This window comes from Citrobacter sp. RHBSTW-00944 (genome assembly GCF_013615435.1).
Lineage (GTDB): Bacteria > Pseudomonadota > Gammaproteobacteria > Enterobacterales > Enterobacteriaceae > Citrobacter > Citrobacter braakii.
In genome coordinates this window covers 2,240,312-2,258,955 of sequence record NZ_CP055418.1, presented here as the reverse complement: position 1 = coordinate 2,258,955, position 18,644 = coordinate 2,240,312, and the positions used below count along the sequence as shown (strand labels likewise).

Annotated in this window: 20 protein-coding genes; all 20 read right to left on the bottom strand. The window is 53.1% G+C overall.

All coding sequences use genetic code 11. The features are described 5' to 3' along the window. A complete protein-coding gene (locus tag HV334_RS10865) occupies positions 1 to 3,204 on the bottom strand; it encodes a host specificity protein J (RefSeq protein WP_181221701.1) in 3,204 nt (1,067 codons plus the stop codon). A 54-nt stretch (positions 3,205 to 3,258) separates the two neighbouring features. Continuing rightward, positions 3,259 to 3,858 (bottom strand): tail assembly protein, encoded by a 600-nt coding sequence (locus tag HV334_RS10860; RefSeq protein ID WP_181221699.1) that lies wholly within the window; start codon positions 3,856 to 3,858, stop codon positions 3,259 to 3,261. Between the two features lie 48 nt (positions 3,859 to 3,906). Continuing rightward, on the bottom strand, positions 3,907 to 4,242 hold the full coding sequence (locus HV334_RS10855) for a hypothetical protein (RefSeq protein ID WP_181221697.1): 336 nt from the start codon (positions 4,240 to 4,242) through the stop codon (positions 3,907 to 3,909). A gap of 15 nt (positions 4,243 to 4,257) precedes the next feature. Continuing rightward, positions 4,258 to 4,764, bottom strand: a complete 507-nt coding sequence (locus tag HV334_RS10850; protein WP_181221696.1) for a hypothetical protein — start codon at positions 4,762 to 4,764, stop codon at positions 4,258 to 4,260. Between the two features lie 97 nt (positions 4,765 to 4,861). Continuing rightward, positions 4,862 to 5,575 (bottom strand): C40 family peptidase, encoded by a 714-nt coding sequence (locus HV334_RS10845; protein WP_181221695.1) that lies wholly within the window; start codon positions 5,573 to 5,575, stop codon positions 4,862 to 4,864. A 1-nt stretch (position 5,576) separates the two neighbouring features. Next, entirely contained in the window at positions 5,577 to 6,332 is a 756-nt protein-coding gene (locus HV334_RS10840) for a phage minor tail protein L (RefSeq protein ID WP_181221694.1), read from the bottom strand. Then, positions 6,329 to 6,676 carry a phage tail protein gene (locus HV334_RS10835; protein WP_181221693.1) on the bottom strand — a complete coding sequence of 116 codons (348 nt, stop codon included), beginning with the start codon at positions 6,674 to 6,676 and terminating at the stop codon, positions 6,329 to 6,331. The genes HV334_RS10840 and HV334_RS10835 overlap by 4 nt, the downstream gene beginning before the upstream one ends. A gap of 3 nt (positions 6,677 to 6,679) precedes the next feature. Beyond that, a complete protein-coding gene (locus HV334_RS10830; protein WP_181221692.1) occupies positions 6,680 to 9,196 on the bottom strand; it encodes a phage tail tape measure protein in 2,517 nt (838 codons plus the stop codon). Beyond that, the gene (locus HV334_RS10825) at positions 9,174 to 9,452 is read right to left on the bottom strand and encodes a phage tail assembly protein T (protein ID WP_003034817.1); all 279 of its coding nucleotides are present in this window, start codon (positions 9,450 to 9,452) and stop codon (positions 9,174 to 9,176) included. The genes HV334_RS10830 and HV334_RS10825 overlap by 23 nt, the downstream gene beginning before the upstream one ends. Positions 9,453 to 9,502: 50 nt before the next feature. Then, a complete protein-coding gene (locus tag HV334_RS10820; protein ID WP_181221690.1) occupies positions 9,503 to 9,910 on the bottom strand; it encodes a phage minor tail protein G in 408 nt (135 codons plus the stop codon). 36 nt (positions 9,911 to 9,946) lie between these two features. Beyond that, positions 9,947 to 10,684, bottom strand: a complete 738-nt coding sequence (locus HV334_RS10815) for a phage tail tube protein (protein WP_181221688.1) — start codon at positions 10,682 to 10,684, stop codon at positions 9,947 to 9,949. 7 nt (positions 10,685 to 10,691) lie between these two features. Then, positions 10,692 to 11,090, bottom strand: coding sequence for a phage tail terminator protein (gene gpU / locus HV334_RS10810; protein WP_008784478.1), 399 nt, complete (start codon positions 11,088 to 11,090; stop codon positions 10,692 to 10,694). Then, complete coding sequence (locus HV334_RS10805) at positions 11,087 to 11,641, bottom strand: phage tail protein (RefSeq protein WP_148977610.1); 555 nt, start codon at positions 11,639 to 11,641, stop codon at positions 11,087 to 11,089. The genes gpU and HV334_RS10805 overlap by 4 nt, the downstream gene beginning before the upstream one ends. 12 nt (positions 11,642 to 11,653) lie before the next feature. Then, on the bottom strand, positions 11,654 to 11,929 hold the full coding sequence (locus tag HV334_RS10800; RefSeq protein WP_049016073.1) for an ATP-binding protein: 276 nt from the start codon (positions 11,927 to 11,929) through the stop codon (positions 11,654 to 11,656). Further along, positions 11,922 to 12,248 carry a capsid cement protein gene (locus HV334_RS10795; RefSeq protein ID WP_181221686.1) on the bottom strand — a complete coding sequence of 109 codons (327 nt, stop codon included), beginning with the start codon at positions 12,246 to 12,248 and terminating at the stop codon, positions 11,922 to 11,924. Before HV334_RS10795 ends, HV334_RS10800 begins: the two co-directional genes overlap by 8 nt. A 91-nt stretch (positions 12,249 to 12,339) precedes the next feature. Further along, a complete protein-coding gene (locus HV334_RS10790) occupies positions 12,340 to 14,382 on the bottom strand; it encodes a ClpP-like prohead protease/major capsid protein fusion protein (protein WP_181221684.1) in 2,043 nt (680 codons plus the stop codon). Beyond that, positions 14,309 to 15,817 (bottom strand): phage portal protein, encoded by a 1,509-nt coding sequence (locus HV334_RS10785; protein ID WP_181221451.1) that lies wholly within the window; start codon positions 15,815 to 15,817, stop codon positions 14,309 to 14,311. Before HV334_RS10785 ends, HV334_RS10790 begins: the two co-directional genes overlap by 74 nt. Next, positions 15,814 to 16,029 carry a hypothetical protein gene (locus HV334_RS10780; RefSeq protein WP_181221448.1) on the bottom strand — a complete coding sequence of 72 codons (216 nt, stop codon included), beginning with the start codon at positions 16,027 to 16,029 and terminating at the stop codon, positions 15,814 to 15,816. Before HV334_RS10780 ends, HV334_RS10785 begins: the two co-directional genes overlap by 4 nt. After that, on the bottom strand, positions 16,026 to 18,128 hold the full coding sequence (locus HV334_RS10775; RefSeq protein WP_181221682.1) for a phage terminase large subunit family protein: 2,103 nt from the start codon (positions 18,126 to 18,128) through the stop codon (positions 16,026 to 16,028). Before HV334_RS10775 ends, HV334_RS10780 begins: the two co-directional genes overlap by 4 nt. Next, a complete protein-coding gene (locus HV334_RS10770; protein WP_088903408.1) occupies positions 18,128 to 18,616 on the bottom strand; it encodes a DUF1441 family protein in 489 nt (162 codons plus the stop codon). The genes HV334_RS10775 and HV334_RS10770 overlap by 1 nt, the downstream gene beginning before the upstream one ends. Positions 18,617 to 18,644 lie beyond the last annotated feature (28 nt).

Below are 18,644 nucleotides of genomic sequence, written 5' to 3'. Positions count from 1 at the left end.
TCACCACCTCCCGACTACAACCCGACCACCACCGGACAAATTGACCGTCAGCCCATTCCCGTTGATGACGACAGTGTTATTGGTGCCATTAAATGCAAACTGGCCACTGTCAGCGTAAAGTTTGCCATGTAATTCAGCGTTTCCATTTTTATCAATGCGCCAGCCTGCTGAACCCGCAACGAAGTTATTCGACTGGATAAAATTACCAATTTTGGCATTGGTAATGCTGCCATCCTGAATAAACGCATCGCTGATAAATACCTGACCATTGACCACCGCAAACGGTGAATATTGCGTGTTGCCACTACCACTCATCAGGACGAACTGATTAGCGTTAAATCCGACGCGGGTGACTACCGGCTTACCCGCTTCCGCCAGCACCGCGATCGACATCCCGGCGTTATACATCACACCGTTTATTCGAACTCCGGTTTTAAGGGTGTAAATTGCAGATGCCCCGGTCGCATCAACCACGGCGGTGAGCTTATCTTCCAGCGCGGCAGTCACATCATTGAACTGCGCCTGCACCTGCGTGGACATTTCAGCCATGGCCTTATCGACCTGTGCAATGGTCGTTTTGACCACCAGAATATCCGCACGTACTTCACCGTACTGCGCCCACTGGTGCTCAACTGTTCCATGGTTGGCCAGCGCATTCTGCAATGCGGCTTCGAGGTTGGTATCAATGTCGCCTGTCAGGCGGTCACCGTCGGCAGATGTGAGAAAGTCATCTGCAATATCGCCCAGGTAGTCGTCAGCATTCGCATTAGATTCTCCACGAACCCAGTCGGTCCAGCCTGATTCATTACCCGTTCTGTCTACCAGTTGCGCGCGGTACCAGAATTCCTGCCCCGCTTTTAAACCCAGTTGGGTGTATTCGGCAGACGGATAAGGCACATCCGACAGCAACAGAGGATTCGAGAAATCACTGTTCGCGGTGTACTGAATTTCCGTTTTCAGCGTGTCCCCGGTGTTAGCCGGGAATCCCCAGTTCAGGCGAATCCCCCAGTTGATCGGAGTTGTCGCAAAGCCGACAGGTTTCGGTGGATTTCCCACCTTGCCCGTCAGCGTTTTCTCTTCGGAGTAGCCCCAGCCAGAGGAAATTTCAGCGGCATTAATGGCACGCACACGCACGAGGTAGCGCCCTGCATAAATACCCGATACATCAAATGAGGTGGTGGAGCTGCGCGGCACGTTTACCCAGTTACCATCATTGCGGCGCCACTGTGCCTCGTAGGCGATAGCATTCTGCGCCTGATCCCAGCTCACACGCATGGTTTCGACGCTGATATTCTGCTGCACCACTGAAAACGAGCTGATCACAATGTTAGCCGGCGGCGACTGGTTACCCGGCGGGATCACACTCACCGGCCGCTGGTCAATGATGGCTCCGGTATCGATACGGGCATATTTATCAGGGTCGTGCCATGCGCCGGTAATCGAGAAGGTACCATCATTGTTATCGGAGACACTGACAACACGATACTGCTGGGCGTAGAGTTCATCTGACTCAACCACCCATACAGCTTCGGCCTGTGGTGTCTCACTGTATGCCGTGGTGACTGTGACTGATTCCCCGTTAACCGCCTGAATAGTCCTGCTCTGTGACGCACCGGAAGGAAGATTGAGAATAAGGCGATCGCCTGCTGCTGCATCAGCTACGCGGTCAAGTTTAATCACGCGACCGTTAACAGCACTGATGCGGCCGCCCATAACTTTGCCGGACAGAAGCTCGTCTGACACGGCGATGATGTATCCCGGCTGCGGAATGTTTCCGTCCAGGCCAACATCAAACGAAACAACGCGATCCTTGTTGTTGGTGAGAATACCCCAGCGACCCTTTCGGTTCGCTTCTGACTGCCGGGTACAGCCGATGGCTGTCATTTCCAGCTGATTAAATCCGTACCGGGCCACCAGAGGCTGCTCAAACACTGGCTCCATCGCATCAGCATAGGCGTTACCCGGATCAGACCAGGAAACCAGCGCTGTTGTATAGCGCGTTTTTGTCGTGCTGCTGGAATAGGTAAAGCGTCCGTCGATAACGTTAGCGCGGGTGTAAGCGTAATCCACATCTCTCGGCATATCGGCAAGCGCAACAATCTGATCACCGCCCCAGTACGTCATACCCCGGAATATAGCCGCAAAGTCACGCAGCACAGTGTAAGCGTCATTCCTGTCCTGAACATAGACGTTACAGGTATAGCGTGGTTCGGTCCCGTTTCCACCCTTTCCATCCGGTACCGACTGATCGCAATACTGCGACACCTGGTACAACGTCCATTTATCGATGTTGGCTGCAGTCAGGCGATTACCCAGACCAAAGCGATCGGTAATCACCAGATCGTAAAATATCCACGCAGGGTTATCAGTCCACGCCCACTTAAACGCGCCCTGCCATGTACCGCTGTAAGCCCTCGTTTCAGGGTCGTAATTATCAGGAACACGGATCACGCGCCCGCGAGGCTCACAGGAGATCTGCGGTATTGAACCATTAAACTGACTCGAGTCGAATTCGATGTACAGCAGCGCGGTATTCGGGTAGCGCAGCTTGGCGTCAATCACCTCGGTAAAACTCTGCAGCGTCATCGTGTCACCGATCTTCGCGCTGTTTGCATCAGTGGTGATCTTACGCAGTCGGATTGTCCAGGTGCTGCCAGTCTGCGGTAAATCAATACGGTGGCTGCGCTCATAACCAGACGTCGTTTTGCCGGTTACGCTGGTATTAAGAACGGTTTGCCAGGTCCCACCATCAGTCTGCAGGTCTATCGCATAATTGATGGAATACCCTACCAGATCGCCGTTGTCCTCCTGCTTAAACAGTGAAGGCCATTTCAGTCGGAGGCGAACGGCTGATAGTTGGGTGTTGGTGAAGGTGCGCGTCCAGGCAGTAGCGCTTGATACTTCAGTTCCAACATTGATTTCGTTTTCGGTACCGGGAATGCCCTGAATGTAATTTTGTGCCTGCGTTCCCGCGCGAAACTCCCACGTTACGCCGCTAAAGTTTTGGGAGCCGTCGAAGTTTTCCAACGCAGTGCCGTCCAGGTAGATATTTTTTCCGGTTAATTGCCCTGCAAATTCCCCTTCCCCAAGCGCAACGAGGATTTTAGCCTTCGCTACAGATTGCAGATCATCAGGCTGTTCGGTAGGGGTTCGGGAACTGGAACTGCCGCCCTTGCGGCCTTTAATCTGGGTTGTTGTAGCCATATTGCGCCCATAAAAAAAGCCACCATCTGGTAGCCTGAAAGGAAGATTATTTTGTTACTGCTGGTCTTCGACGTATATACCGGCAGAGATGATCGCCCCACCAATACGCCTGCGTCCGTATAGAAGCGGAACTGGATTACCCTGAGCAGCAGTGTTAGTTACACCACCGAATGCACATGATGCCCGATTTTCGGCATCCTGTTTGCTGGCAAGTCCTGCTGGCTGTGGCGAAAGCATCTGAACAACACCACCAAGCATCATTGCAGCGCCTAGTTTTGCAGCGCCATAGCCTACTGCTGATAAAGTTCCGCCCGATAAATATCCGACTGCAACACCAACGACAACAAGGACAGCCCCTAAAACTGTTTGAAGTAGGCCAGCCTTTTTACTGCCAATTACAACAGGGATAATTCTTATCACCTCTCCTGTAACTGGAAAACATAAATCATCTTTTCCAATATTTCTTTTACCTTTAAATACAGCATACGTTAGACCACGATTTTTACTCGTATTTAAATATTGCTCAAATCCACAAATTGTTTTTGATAATGCATTGATAGCCTCTGCTGTTGTACGTATTAGTCTGTTATGGGTTCTACCAAATGTTTTACCTAACGCGCCACCTAGCTCAATCCTAGTCATTATTTCTTGCATATTTACCCCATAAAAAAGGCCACTCGCAAGTGGCCTTTTTAATTAAAATCACATACATGATTTTGCTGCATTTGCCCAGTGGTCATTCCATCCTCTAGCAACAGCGTAAACTTTAACATCACTGCCACTACCTGAAGACTTATCAATATTAACAATAGATAAAGCGCCAAAGATATCATCTGATGCAGTTATTTTATACCCTGATGCAGTCGGTATACTTGTACTAGATGCACGTAATTCAAGCCATTTTGGAGCAATACATCTGTTAACCGTATCAATGTCTTTATCGGTGTGCATTTCAAATATTGGTTTCTGCGCTTCGAGAGACCCGGTACTACAGGCGGTTAGAAGAGCGCAAAAAATTAAAGAAAGTAGCTTTTTCAAAATTAACCTCATGCATTACAGATTATCACTTTTTTTAGCCTGTTCTGACTCTGGTCTATACGTAACAGTAACAAAATTAGATATACCGTCAATAATAGTATGGCTAAGATTTACGTTCATACCAGAAACATTCCAAACTATCTCTTTATATGGCTCTTTATAAATAGGGGTGCCATATTTTTGTGTCAAAAGTGAATCAACAGATTGAAATAACCCTTTATTGATATTTACAAATTTATTATCGATAGACTGCACTATAACCTGTACAAGCTTACTTTCCTTAAATTGATATACGACTTTGAAATTCCCACCACCGATTTCAACTTTATCAACTCCAACGAGTCCTAATGTTTCATAGTATTCCAATGGGGGAGTGATTTTATGAACCTTACCATTTTCAGCACCAATTACCGCTTCTGGGCTCATCCCCCAAGAAGTGTTTCCATACCCTTTGACGCTATCATATGCCATTGATAATGAAGAAAAAAATAATAAAGCCAGTGCAAGTAGATGGTTTTTCATGTCTTTCCCTTGTTAACATGCAACGAGGTAATTAAACCATCTTGAATGAATAGAAGACAACACCAAACATTCATAAATCAATGCGCTATACAGCTTTTTAACTTGCGAAATCACGATACCTTAGAATCTTCATTGTTCTTTCTTGCCAGTAGCCGCCGTATGGCACACGCTGGCTGAGGTGCCCATACAGGTGATGCAACAGCATGTTACCTTCCAGCAGAATTCCCGCGTGATTCCACTTATTGGCCTGGACCTGCATGATCACCATATCACCAGGCTGCGGTACGCCACTGAATTCACGGAATCCGCATTCATACCAGCAATCGTGGTAGAAGTTTTCGGGGTAACTGTCTTCCCACCAGGGGTAATCGACGCGATAGTCCTTCAGTTCAATAGCATGCGTCTGCCGGAAGTAACTCATTACCAGTCCCCAGCAGTCAAAATGACCAAGAACAAACGGTCGTTCCAGCAGCGGCAACTCGCCCCGCGGCTGAATGGTGCGTAAATCCCCTTCTGGCCAGCTGACGATATGCCACGGAAGCAGTGTAGCGTCGCACTGTGCCTTATCCAGTTCACTTGGCTGCGTCGTGGCATCCGGGTGGCTGTGGACAATGGCAATCACTGTTCCCCTGTCTTCAGCAGCAGCGTAATCCTCCGGCGACAGGTGGAAATGCTCTGTCGGATCGGTTGCCAGATTGCGGCAGGGAATGTACCGCTGCACCCTGCTTTTTTGCACCACCACACCACAGCACTCCCGCGGGTATTCGGCGGCGGCATGCGCCATGATGGCATCGATAATTTTCTGTCGCATATCAGCTCCTGATAAGGGAAGTGCCCGGAAAACCACCAAACGGCAGCTCGTTTCCGTCGCCGAAGCGAAGTTTGCACGCCGTCAGTGTGCCCGAGCATTCATCCAGCGAGGGATCATCAACCGGGTTGTTGTGCTTGTCGAAATAACGCGTCCCGGCATAGTCGCATCCATCACCGGAGCGGTATTTGTTACGGATACACCAGGTACAAAGCGAATGTAGCTGGCGTGTCGGGATCATCAGACCCTGCAGATCCATCGGGCTGGACAACGTAAACGCCACCACTTCGTTGGTTTCAGTGCTCTTGGCGTCTATATAAAACACCTTCAGCTTTTCCTGCTGAGGATCCGCAGACGGGTTGCCCTCCGGATAATTTTTCGCATCCAGATACTGCGTCAGCGTGTCATGAATCGTGACCTTTGCCTGCAGCAGGTCATCATAAGCAAGACACAGCGCCGTAATGGAACTGTCCAGGTTAGCGACCGACAGCGTCGGCTGCGCGCTGGTCCCGTCGGTCGCCGTCTCAATACCCTCGATCTGGCAGGGCCAGGCTCTATATTCATGCCCCTGCCACCAGATCGATTTCGCCGGTAGCTTATTTTCATCTCCACCAGCAGCGGCGATTTCATCGGCAGTGTGGGCAATATTGTGGGCGTGGAAGCGGAGAACGTCGGAAACACCAAATGCGGTGCCATCGACATCAAAAAGCCGGACAACATTGCCCGGCTCAAGTTTCTGATAATCACTATTTAAGCTCATGGTGCAAACGCCTGTTCAAAGGTGGCTGATACGGTTTCCACCGTTTTACTTTTGGTGATGCGCTGCAGGCTCTCTGCCTCAACGCGCCACAGCGCAAGATCACCGCCTGGCGGGGTAAAGGAAAATGATTTCGTCTTATGGCGCCGCAGGAAAGCATAAATATCCCGGACGGTTTGCGGTTCGCCGGTAAATGAAAACTCATAACTGAGCGTTTCATCATTCAGCCCGGCACCTGACACCTGCTTATAGCCATCACCAAACTGCGCCGTACGGACGGTATCCTTACTTTTCAGGGTCGGCTGGCTGGATGCTTTAATCCGCCACGCAAAATGCTCAATCGCCATTGCTTACCTCTGTTTTGTTGCATTCCAGATAATGCCTCCGGGTCGGACCTCTCTGGTGATACCTTCTCTGATGGAATTGTTGATCACCTGCTGATAAGCTTTCCCCAGCGCATCGCCGTTTCCTTTCTGCTGACCGGAATCCCCCTGGCCTGTTGTAACCGAAACCGGTGCATACACGCTGACACCAAAAGGAGAAGCAACGCCACCGCCACTCCCCCCGACCAGACCACCAGTCGCATAGCCGCGCATCATGCGATAAAGGTTGCCGACACCTATTCGGTTGGTGGCTTCCTGCGTAAAGACAAACTCTCCACGGTGCACCACACCTGCAGGCTCATACTTACCGCCGGATCCGGTATAACCACCGCCAGCGAAACCCAGCGCTGACGTGGCGGAACTGACCAGGCCGGCCATGGCCTGCTTCATCAGGATCTGCGTCAGCATCGACAACGTGGAACGGGTGAAATCTGCCCAGTTTGCTTTCCCTGTCGTCAGCATATCGGCCATATTCTGGCTGATACCATCGAATGTGGCTGAAGCAGCGGACTTCATCGAACCATAGGCATCAGCTGCTGAATCGGCATAGTCAGCCCACGCTGATTTCGCCCCAGCCTGCCAGTTACCACGGAGCTCGTCCTGTGCAGCATAATATTTCTTCAGTGCGTCCAGTTCGTTCTGATAATCCTGATCGGTGTCCGTACCGCCGGCATTCATCCAGCCCTGCCGCAGCTGTGCCTCTTCGTTTTGCCGCTGCGAGCCGCGACTGCTCATGCTGCCCCCGGCCACCAGCGCTCTGGTTTTCTCCCCGATCTGGGTAACGTACTTCTGCGAGCTGTCCTGAAGGCGGTTTAACCGCTCCTGGGCAACAATCTGATCGCCAAGCCGGGCATTCACTTCGGCCCGCGCCAGTACCTCGTCTTTATTCGCCAGCACCGATTTTTCATCGGCGGTCAACGCGCGTTTTTTGGCGGCTTCTTCCAGCACCGAAAAGCGGGATTGTTGTTTCCACAATTCCTGCCGCTGCTGGCTGATGGTATCCGTGATGCTCTTATGCTCCTGCAGAGTGCGTAACTGCGCCTCCAGCTCCAGCGTCTGTGCGCTGGCAGTATCGACACTTTTTACACCTGCAGGTGTTTTTACCGCTGAAGGGGCTTTGGGTTTCTTCAGCGAGTCGTCGTATTCTTTTTTCGCAGCTTCCAGATTGATGTTGTAGTCAGCCTGGAGGATCCGTCCGTCTTTCAGCGCCTTGTTCAGTTCATTCTGACGGGCCGTGTACTTCTCCAGCGCAGTCTGCGTCTTTGCATAATTCGACTGCGCCTGTGCGGCATACTTCTGGCGGTCAGATTCAATCACCGCCTCGCGGGCTGCGTTATCCTCAGTTGCCTTTGCCACACTGGCCTGCTGTTGCGCCATTTCCAGTGCAAGTCGTGCAGATTCCCGATCGTTCCAGTAGCTGGCGCGCGCATCATCATTGACATAACCATCACCTTTACGCAGATTCCAGATTTCATCCGCCCGCTTAAAGGCCGCTTCAGCTTTGGCAACCATCTCCTGCGTGGTGTCAGGCCGCCCGATATCGAGTGCCGCATCCCACATCGATTTAAAGGCGCGCTTCAGGCTGTCGGCAGCAGACTCAATCGACCCCATATTTTCGCGCAGGCTCTTTGTCTGCTCACGAAAACCGTTCGTCGCCGCATCATTAGCCGCCTGCAGCGCCCCTGCTTCATCACCGGCGCGTTGCAGTTGCGCCACATAAGCAATCTGTTCCGCGGTAACGTTGTGGAACTGCTGCGCCATGGCAATCAGACCAGAGGTCGGATCGTTCGTCAGTTTGCCGAATGCCGCCGCCACCTTATCGACCGGCACACCCGACGCATCGGTAAATTTCGCTACCGCCTGACTCATCTCATCGAACCTGGCACCGGCACGCACTCCGGCGTTGACCAGCTCCGTCAACGCGCCGCTGGTCTGGTTAAACGTGAGTCCCGCCTGCTCGCCGGATTTCGCCAGCACCAGCATGCGGTTTGAGGTCAGCCCGGCAGTGTTACCGGACAGGACCAGCGTTTTGTTGAAATCAGACAGCGTGGACGAGCCCTGATACCAGGCGTAAACCATCGCGCCGGTAGCGGCTGCCAGCGCGCCAACCCCCACCATCACCGGCGATATGGTGCCCAGCAGCGCCCTGAAGGTCGGCATAATACCGCCGAAGGAGTCTTTCACCTGCCCGCCCTGCTGCAGCAGGATGAGCCATGGGCTCTGCCCACCGGCCAGTTGAGTGGCGATATCCGTAAACTGCGCAGGCAGCATACGCATCGCCGCGTTGTACTGCCCTACAGAAATACCGACCTTCTTCGCGGCGCTCTCCTGACGGGTAAATGACTGCTGGACCTTCAGCGCTGAGTCATTCGCTGCGTCACCCGTCTGCTTAAACTGCCGTTTTACATACTCCATCTGCTCGTTGAACTTTGACGAATTAACGTCAAGGTTAACGACCAGGTCACCCACTGCCGTCTGGGCCATAGCGAACACCTCCTGAAATGCCCTCGGCCTTTGCCATCAACACAGCGTCACCAGGTTCATCATCGGCAATATCCTCCGCAGAAGGTGAAAGCAGGCTGAAGCTGGCAGGGGTTGATGTGGTTTTGGGGTCAAGCGCGGTAATGACGATATGCATCAGCGAGGAAAAATGTGCATCCAGTTGCGCATCATTAAAAAAATTGTCCTGGTAGAACGTTCGCCAGTCGGCGTATTCCGTTGACGACATACCAGCAAGCATGGCGCGCCAGTCCGGGCGGCGAAATTCACGCGCCAGTTTCAGGACGAATGTCAGCTCGCTGGCGAGGACTTTTCCAGACTGACCGGCTCAGTCACAGCGATATCCTCTGGATCATCCGCTTCCTGCAGCGGCACCATGCCGGATAACAGCTTCACGCTGTACTCTGCTGCGGAAACAATCTCCAGTGGCCAGGTCATCAGCACCTCATTCTGGATCTGCTCAACATCTTCTTTCGGCGTTTTGTGCGTCCCTTTCAGGGGGTGGCCATGCCATAACGACATGGCCACCAGCAGTGCGCCGGATTTAATCGTCATATCCATCGCCGCCTGCATGTCGGCATCGGTGATACTTTCCAGCGCCTTCAGGTGTTCAAGATGCTCAATACGCTGCAGTGCCGACAGTTCGTAGAGCGTGACTGTATTACCGTTACGTTCGAACGGTTCACTTTTTAAAAACATGGGTTACTCCAGAAAGCGGGGCCACAGCCCCGGAGGTCAGGAAACGGTGACTTTACAGGTCGCAACAAACAGCCCGTCGTTGGTCATTACGATAATGTCAGCGGTTCCGGCGGCAATACCGGTGACCGTCAGCACCGTACCGGCGACAGCCACCGTGGCTTTACCTGCATCCGTGGTGGTGGCCCGGAAAGATGGATCGCTCGCGCTGGCTGGCGCCACGGTGACATTCAGCGTGGTGGTGGCAGCAACTGCAACGGTGGTGGTCGCTTTATCCAGGCTGACGCCGGTTACGTCGATCACTGCAACAGCAGTGTCTTCCGCAAGGCCTGGTTTGCCGTTGTTGCTGATTTTGACAGAACGGGTAATGGTGTCTTTTGCCGTCACCGTTTTACCCAGGCTGCTCACCCAGCCACGGAACACATCGATGGCGCCATTCGGGTATTTGATTTTGTACGCCAGTACGGTACCGTCATCAAACCAGCGAACCAGATCCTGCTGCCCGCTCTCGGCAGGTTTCCAGGCCAGCGTAAAACTGGCCTCCCCCGCCGATTTCTGCCCCTGCGAGGTAGCAGTCCAGTCGGCATCATCGTCGTCCAGGTAGGTATCGTCGTTTGATTCGGCAGTCAGTTCGCCGGGCTGCAGGTCTTTAATCTTTGCCAGCCGCGTCCAGTCAACATCCGATACCGGGTTGGCGAACGGGTTACCCGATCCGGAATAAATCCAGAGCGTGGTGGTGGCACCCTTTACTGGCGCCAGTGGGTTTGGTGTAGTCATTACGTCCTCACATAATGTAGCTGATGGAGTAACTGAGGTCGGCAGATCCCCACGTCATGGCCTCTTCATCGCGCTGATAGTCATATCCCTGAGCCGCCATCAATTCGAGAAGATTTGCCAGTTCGGGAACATCAGCCATTGCCGGATAGATGCGGTCCTCCATCCAGGAATCCAGAGCACTGTCTGTAGCCGTGGCTTTCAGAAACACCTCAACATGCAGCACGGCTGTCCACATATCTTCATCAACACTTTCATCCGAGGCCCGGGCGTCAGAAAGGTAAACCGCTACCGCCGGAAGATCCTGCTCATCCAGAAACCCAGGACGACCGTCGAACCATGTCACTGCATCTGAGATATTGCGCTGGAGCGCGGTTAGTACGGCTTTGCGGATATCACTGTTTTTCATCGTTTAAGGATCAACCTCAGTTGGTTAGACAGGTTTTGTCGCATAATTTGCGGCATACGTTCGTCCATAAGTTTTGGCACTTCAGCCCGGAATGTCTCGGTCAGGGGAATGGCCAGGGGAATACTGACCACTTCAATTGGATACCGGCTCTTCGTGGTACGCCGCAAAATATGCCAGCGGCCGTTTGCCAGTTGCTGAATAAAGGCCCCTGGGAAACGGAAACGCCCTACACGTAGCTCACTGTTCGTACCAGACTTATCCCGTTTACGCCGGGACAGACGCATGCTGGATGGTCCCAGTTTGATAGCAGGAAGATTACCGCGGTTTATGCGAATCAGAGCGCGCGGCTTCGCCACCGTTGCCCGGCGTACCCGCGCACGCTGCCTGACCAGTTTTCGGGGGACGCGGGTTGATTTCGCGACAGCGGACACACTGCGATTGACCGCCTGTGTGGCGATACGATTCACCGTCTGGGCGGAAGCGCGCGGTACAGCTTTTTTACTGATGCTGTTCAGGTTAGCAATGGCCTGCTCCAGCCCCTTAATCGACATATTCCCCCCTGCTTATTCGATAAAGATGCGTGGCTTGCTGTTAAAGCGTTCGTGGCGGGTAAGATGAAATTCCTCCCCTTCAAAAATCACCACGTCATTACGGCGCGGCCTGTATCCTGCAGTAAACACCACCAGTGACCGCCCTGTTCCGCTCAAAGGCCCCATTTCTTCCAGAAACTCAGCCGGAATAACAATCATGGGCTCCCCGTTGATGGTCGCTGGCTTGCCCATTTTGTTTACCGTGACCGCATCCATGCGGCTGACAAGTCTGTCAAAGGGATTAGGCATTGATTTTCACAGCTACAATTGCGGAACTGGCAGCAGCATCTTCCCAGGCTACCCCGGCCAGCTCGGCACCTGTCGCGTCGTTCTGCACTTTGCCATCTTTGATATGAACCTGCTCACCGATGGTGATCGCATCGGTAGTCAGCTTGGGCAGCAGGAAAACCCCTTCGGCAAAACCGTCCCCCGCCTGGCCTGCCGGAATATCAGTAATGGCAATCGCCACGACTTTCCCCACCAGCACCGGCGAACCACTCAGGATCGCAACGCTGCCCGTGTTAGCAATCTCAATAGTTTTGCCATGCTGTACAAAATTATTCGCCATAAATTCAGTCTCCATCCAGCCCCTGTTGGGGCCGAATTCAGATACAAAAAAAGCCCTGATGGGCTGTGATGTGCTGCTTGGGTGGAAGGAATTATTTCCCGGTAGATTTCGCCAGTCCACGATAATCCAGAGGGGAAACACCAGCATCGATGCGCACCTTGGTCGCAATACCATCGGTCGTGAAGCCTTCCTGCTGATCGATATACGGAGTATCAACGCCGTTCAGGTAAGCCACTTCGATGGTGTCCGTGCCCTTAGCGGCGGCCAGATACCAGGCACTGGTGTCTTTAGCGTCAAGACGCGGCTCCGCGATAACTTCAGCAAAGTTCTGAATTGGGTTCATGATACCGGCGTTGATATCTGCCCCTTTCACACTGGCAGACTTGATCGTCTGGTTTGCCAGGGTTTCGAGGGCGACTGGCACCAGCATGAATGCCGGGCGAATATTCAGGGGACGCTCTCCCTCTTTCTGAAGGCGCATCATCTTGCGCGCTTCATCAAGGCTGGCTACAGAAATCGCGCCTGCGGAAATATTGCCGTGATCAGCATGGAACAGCGGCTTGCCATCAGCCAATTTCGCGTTTTCGGTAAGAACGGCATATACCAGATCGCCAATCGTCCCTTTTGCCGCGCGCCCCATCTTCATAGGTACATCGGTTAACTGATTCAGATCGTCGTTGATGATAACCTGACGGGTAATAGAGAAGATTTCACCGTAGGTGGCCAGCGCGATGCTTTCACCTTTATCTTTGGTGGTCACATACTTATATTCAGCCCCCTCGCGTACCTGGCGCAGGGAGGAGAAACCACCCAGACCGACACGATGCGCCGTTTTAAAGTCAGACAACTGGCCTTTCTTGGTCCACTGCTCAAAAGTTTCTGCCGCTTCCTCCCAGCCCTGAAGCAACGCTTTATTAGCAACGTCGAGCAGGATATTGCCGAAGTCAGACGTGCTGTGCGTCAGTGCCATACCGACCATCTGCATCGGGTTATAGCTGGAAACGCCGATGCCGCGCTCGGTCAACGCCATACGGGCATATTCGCGCAGCGTCATGCCGTTATAGACGTTGTCACGCTCCAGGCTCTCAAAGCCCGCGCGCGCCATCAGTGCCTGGCGAACTCCATCGCCAACAAAGTTACCGTTCCCGGCGTAAATATGCGCATCCGTGGTTTTATTCGACGGGGTTGCATTTTTGCCCAGCGCTGCCAGCAGTTCATCTTTAGCCTGTGCAACGGTGCATTCCGGATCCGCGATGCATTTATTCTGCAACTCATGATGCTTGCCGCCGAACATCGCAAAGAGATCGTTAATCGCGGTAACACGGTTCTTTTGCTCGGCAAGCACCTGTGCACGGATAGTGGCTTCATCAGAAGTTGACGCTGGCGCAGGGATCGTCGTTGTCGCCATCTGTGGTTGCGGTTGCTGCGGTTCGCGCTGGGTAGTATTGCGCGGCGGGGTGATCATGTTACGAATGCTGTTTGGCATCTTTTCAAAGTCCTCGATACGTTTTGATTGAATACAGGCCATCGCCTGCAGAGATGTAGTGACCTGATCGGCAAAGCCATGCGCCAGGCATTCTTTACCATCCATCCAGGTTTCATCGTCCAGCATGGCGGCGATTTCCTCGGTCGTTTTTCCTGTTTTCTCCGCGTACGCCGGGATCAGGACAGACTCAACCTTATCCAGCAGATCGGCATAATCCCGCATATCGTTGGCATCACCACCTGCGAATCCCCATGGTTTGTGGATCATCATCATGGTGTTTTCCGGCATAATGACCGGGTTGCCAACCATCGCAATCACCGAAGCCATTGAAGCTGCCAGACCATCGATGTGAACGGTGATCGCTGCGCCGTGATGCTTCAGGGCATTAAAAATGGCGATGCCATCAAAGACATCACCACCGGGCGAATTGATATGAAGGTTGATATGGGTAATGTCGCCCAGCGCCTTCAGGTCATTCACAAACTGGCGCGCCGTCACCCCCCAGTAGCCGATCTCGTCGTAGATATAAATATCCGCTTCGTTGTCGGCGCTGGCCTGCATACGGAACCAGGAATTACTTTTTGCGCTGGCTTTCGGACGGTGATGCGCCCGGTTCTTTGGCTTCGGCACTTGTGCCTCCTTTGTCATTGGCAGGGTCAGTGTCAAACACCAGCCCCATCTCTTTGTTTTCGTCGATTTCTGCCTTCCGTCGCGCCTTCACATCGTTCGGGTTACGTCCGCTGGCGCGGACCCAGTCGGATTCCGTTGCCGCTCCGCCCCGGATCTGTAACTTCCAGGCGTTGGCCTCTTTAACCGGATCGATCCACGGCATAACAGGGCCGGAATAAACTGCCGAGTACAGCGACTCCATATCCAGACCGCGGGGCAATTTAATCTCGCCGGCGGCCACCGCCATTTTCAGCCAGGCGCGGTACATTGGCCGGGTCACCGCGCCAATAAACCAGTCCTGCAAAATGAGATAACCGTCTGTTGATTCCACCAGTTCCTGCCGCTGCGCGCTATAGGTGCCGTTGTAGTTTCTGGCTGTGCTTGAAAAGCTGAGTCGACTGCCGGCTGCGACAGCGCGAAGTTGCCCATTACGGAAGGTTTCAAGGTTAGGATTGGGTCGGTCAGATTTCACCATGCCGATATCTTCACCAGGCTTAAGATCGTCATAAATGATGCCTGGCTGAATCATCACTTCCCGATCATCATCGTCGGAAGAACTGTTACTCTCTTCGAAGCTTTGCCCGTCCCCCTTTTTGATGTACATGCCCAGCGCGGCAGCAATACGTGCGGCGGTGAGCTCGGCGTCTTCATATTCTTTGAGTGCGCTGAGGCGCATCAGTACGCCAGACAGCATCGATACGCCCCGGGTCTGGTGCAGACGGCGGACAAATTTAAGATGCAGCATGTTTTCCGCATCCACTTCTTTGGTATCAAGCTGACGGCCTGAAACGGGCAGGCTTTTATAAACCTGATATTTCCTTGGTCTGCCCCAGTTGTCGACAAATACTCCCTGATTAAGCTGGCTGGCAGCATCGCTATTCATGGGAATAAAATCGGGTTCAAGCGCTTCAAGCCAGAAAGGAATACCGGCTGCTGGCGTAAGACCATTCCCGGTTCCACTGACAAGCTGGGCAAACACTTCGCCATCCCGCAGCCAGGTACGCAACATCAGGCGCTCAAGCATCGGACGGGTAAACTGGTTTGTGACATCTGGCCTGACAGACCATTCTGCCCATTTATTACGGATCTGATCGGCCAGCTTTTTGGCGATTTGACCGTTCATCAGTTTGGGATGGGGTTCAACAATAATTCCGGCTTTACCCACCACCCGTTCTTCAAGCTTATCGAACACCCCAATCACCAGATCATGGTTGTTATCGAGCCACCGGGCCTGCTCCCGCAGTGATACAGCCCCCATTTTGCTGAGCTGATCTGCCGAACGGTTTTCACGGCGCCCTTTGTGCGTTCTGGTCGGGGTAACGGCTTCATATGCCCTGATTTTCGCGCGCGCCTGCAGACGGGCAGCTTTCCAGCCAGGCGAAAAGACACCAATCGCATCATCTAAAAGGCTCATTTAAACCTCGCCAGTCGGTAACCGGGTCGCCCTCGGCGATGAGAAATAAGAGATGAGAGACGACGCTCCCACTCCTGCCGCCCTTTACGGATTTCCGACAGGTTCTCCATCGTCATTTCCTGCCCATTGAAACGGATAGTTTTGCCATCCAACACCGCCATTTCGGCTTCGGTATAACGCTGGATCATGGCTTCAATATCAACACGGTTCACAACCATCCTCCTGAAGTACTCCAAGGGTTAGCATCATCGGTTACGGGCTTTTTCCGCTTCCGTTTTTTGGCGGGTACTGGTTCTGGTGCCTGGGATGACGCTTCGCCAGCTTCCGGCGGCGCGTTCTCCAGCCAGGTTTCCCGCCTCGCCCACTCAGGAGCAGCGGGCCATTTGATTTTCTCGTAGCCGTGGAGGATGGCGAGCGCATCAGCGTAGACCAGCAGGTCAAATGCTTCATTTGCACCACGTCCCGGCTTACTCCATTTACCATCGGTCGAACGCTCCTCATAGGTCAGTTCATCGTAAAACCAGCTGCCGAGCCAGTCAGGGAAATGCACATAGCCAGGGCCAGGTGAATCACGCCACAAAGCGTTGTTCACCCTGTCTTTCAGAGCATCGGTCTGGAGCAGGTAAAGCGGGACATCACCAGAAGCCTGTGCTCGTCGACTTGAGCGTCCGGTATTATCAGGAAAGGTTCTGGAGATGAGTTTTGACCGGCGGACACTGTCGCCTTTGAACAGATAAACCTGTTTTCCTAGTCCCTCCCGACGGCACTTACGCCAGAATTTATAAGCGTTGTCGGTCACACCATCCTCACCGCCGGAGTCAACGGCCATCGCCATCAGCCGCATACACCGGGTCGGATCCGATGCCAATGGCCAGGCTTTGTTAAACGCATCGGTCAGCAATAAATCCCAGTCTTCCGGATAGCTTGCCGGGTCAATCTGCTGGCTCTCACCATTGGCGTCATGGCGCATCGACTGCCGGATGTTGTAGCGGTCCACCAGCCAGCGCTCTCCCATGCTGCCGTAACCAGTAATCTGAACAACAAAACGCCGGTTGCGCCCCGCCTGAACGTCGACGGTCGCCATAAGAAAACAAACCCCGTCCGGAACAGAGCGTTTTGGTACATCCTCTGCACGCTGCTCAAGCAATTCACTTTTACGCTGCTCCATGCTGGATCGGGGAAGGTACGGACGCCCAAAGTCTGTGTTGATTACCGTCTTCAGCGCTTCCTCGCTGCCGGTGGCCTGATAGTCCTGCTCGGCAGTAAGAAATTTATAGATGAGCTGCGCCCAGGTCTGGTACGCGGCGGCGGGTCCTTCCATCCAGAAGGAGGCAATGCGCGAGCGGCGCCCTTCTCCAGTGATAACACCATCGCTGCCGATGGTTTGCCCATCGCGTAGCCACACGCCTTTCATATTCAGCGAACGCTTCATATCCGGCGTGATGTGATCTTTACAGGCAGGGCATTGAAGACTCGCTTTCTCGCTGGCCTGAACAGGGTCTGCGATATCGTGATAACCTGTCATGTTGTCCATTTCAGGCTGGAAATATTCACCGCAATGTGGGCACGGCCAGTAAAGGCGACGGCGATCACCACGGTTGTACAGCGCCAGAATCCCCGTTGAGGGAGGTGCTTCATGTGGTGAGCTACGGCGCCATTTTGTGTCACGTATATCGCGGCCCGGCGAACTCTCAACCAGTGTCATACCTGATGACATGAACGTTGTGGTTCGCTTTGATGCCAGTGAAAAGGCGTCACCTTCCCCGTCAATGTCTTCCGGGAAACGGTCATAATCGGTCAGTGCCACGCATTTATAGTCCGATGAGGACATAATATTGACCGATGGCCAGCCGATTTTCAGGTAGTTCCCGGCACGAAACGTGCGATCATATACGTTGTTATCGTTACGCCTCGGGCTCAGTCGGGATTTCACTTCAGGGCTGCAACGGAATGTACGATCAAGACGCTTTTTGGAGTGCTCGCGCGCCTTTTCCTCAGTCATCTGAATCAGGAGCATATCAGCAGGATCACAAACAACGTTGTAAACAATCCAGCCATCAATCAGACCAATGGTTTTACCGGTTCGCGCCGGACCAACAAACACCACCGCGTCATATTCACGTGATGCCAGACAGTTCATCGGTTCAATCACGTAAGGTGCCAGATCCGGATCCCATGGAACGGAGTTACCCGCCCCCATTGGCACGCGCATATAAGTACTGACCGCATCGGCCACCTGCATTCGACGCGGGGCACGTAAGATACCAGAAACATCGCGGCGGATGCCTCTGGCAGATGCCCGCTTTGCCATCAGTCCTCCTCTGGCTCTTCCTCCTCTGCTTCAGCATCCTGTACCCTCTCCGCCATCTGATCGCGCAGGTCATCGATAACGCTCTGCACGCGAGAAACCGCAACAGGCGTTAATGCACAGTCACGCTCAAGTACATCAGGGAGGGTTTCAAGTACCATGACGACGGCTTTCGCCATCAATGAGAATTCGCGCGCAACTTCATCGGCGGGAATGAGCTGCCCCGTGTCCTGCTCAAACTTAAGTCGCTCATTCTCAGCTTTCCAGTGGGAAAGCCTGTCCGATGGCGGCATGTCATCGATATTGGCTGACACAGTAGGGATCATCAGTTCGGTCAGAATGTCGGTGATCAGGTAAAGCTTTAATTTGCTGTTGCTACCTGGTGCCGGTTCAATATTTTTCAGCCTGGCGGCAACCGTCTGACGGTGTACGCCAGTGATCCCCGCCAGCTGGTTGATGTTCAGTTTTAAAGTGGCAATTTCCTGGTCCATGATGGTGAACACTTTTTAAACGATTCGA

What these genes read in the sequence shown, in the direction of transcription:
- HV334_RS10805 (WP_148977610.1), bottom strand. Translation starts at nt 11,641, where the DNA reads ATGTCGATTAAGGGGCTGGAGCAGGCCATTGCTAACCTGAACAGCATC.
- HV334_RS10860 (WP_181221699.1), bottom strand. Translation starts at nt 3,858, where the DNA reads ATGCAAGAAATAATGACTAGGATTGAGCTAGGTGGCGCGTTAGGTAAA.
- HV334_RS10770 (WP_088903408.1), bottom strand. Translation starts at nt 18,616, where the DNA reads ATGGACCAGGAAATTGCCACTTTAAAACTGAACATCAACCAGCTGGCG.
- HV334_RS10825 (WP_003034817.1), bottom strand. Translation starts at nt 9,452, where the DNA reads ATGCTTGCTGGTATGTCGTCAACGGAATACGCCGACTGGCGAACGTTC.
- HV334_RS10835 (WP_181221693.1), bottom strand. Translation starts at nt 6,676, where the DNA reads ATGGCGATTGAGCATTTTGCGTGGCGGATTAAAGCATCCAGCCAGCCG.
- HV334_RS10795 (WP_181221686.1), bottom strand. Translation starts at nt 12,248, where the DNA reads ATGGCGAATAATTTTGTACAGCATGGCAAAACTATTGAGATTGCTAAC.
- HV334_RS10845 (WP_181221695.1), bottom strand. Translation starts at nt 5,575, where the DNA reads ATGCGACAGAAAATTATCGATGCCATCATGGCGCATGCCGCCGCCGAA.
- HV334_RS10785 (WP_181221451.1), bottom strand. Translation starts at nt 15,817, where the DNA reads ATGAGCCTTTTAGATGATGCGATTGGTGTCTTTTCGCCTGGCTGGAAA.
- HV334_RS10790 (WP_181221684.1), bottom strand. Translation starts at nt 14,382, where the DNA reads ATGACAAAGGAGGCACAAGTGCCGAAGCCAAAGAACCGGGCGCATCAC.
- HV334_RS10850 (WP_181221696.1), bottom strand. Translation starts at nt 4,764, where the DNA reads ATGAAAAACCATCTACTTGCACTGGCTTTATTATTTTTTTCTTCATTA.
- HV334_RS10800 (WP_049016073.1), bottom strand. Translation starts at nt 11,929, where the DNA reads ATGCCTAATCCCTTTGACAGACTTGTCAGCCGCATGGATGCGGTCACG.
- HV334_RS10840 (WP_181221694.1), bottom strand. Translation starts at nt 6,332, where the DNA reads ATGAGCTTAAATAGTGATTATCAGAAACTTGAGCCGGGCAATGTTGTC.
- HV334_RS10865 (WP_181221701.1), bottom strand. Translation starts at nt 3,204, where the DNA reads ATGGCTACAACAACCCAGATTAAAGGCCGCAAGGGCGGCAGTTCCAGT.
- HV334_RS10830 (WP_181221692.1), bottom strand. Translation starts at nt 9,196, where the DNA reads ATGGCCCAGACGGCAGTGGGTGACCTGGTCGTTAACCTTGACGTTAAT.
- gpU (WP_008784478.1), bottom strand. Translation starts at nt 11,090, where the DNA reads ATGAAAAACAGTGATATCCGCAAAGCCGTACTAACCGCGCTCCAGCGC.
- HV334_RS10820 (WP_181221690.1), bottom strand. Translation starts at nt 9,910, where the DNA reads ATGTTTTTAAAAAGTGAACCGTTCGAACGTAACGGTAATACAGTCACG.
- HV334_RS10815 (WP_181221688.1), bottom strand. Translation starts at nt 10,684, where the DNA reads ATGACTACACCAAACCCACTGGCGCCAGTAAAGGGTGCCACCACCACG.
- HV334_RS10775 (WP_181221682.1), bottom strand. Translation starts at nt 18,128, where the DNA reads ATGGCAAAGCGGGCATCTGCCAGAGGCATCCGCCGCGATGTTTCTGGT.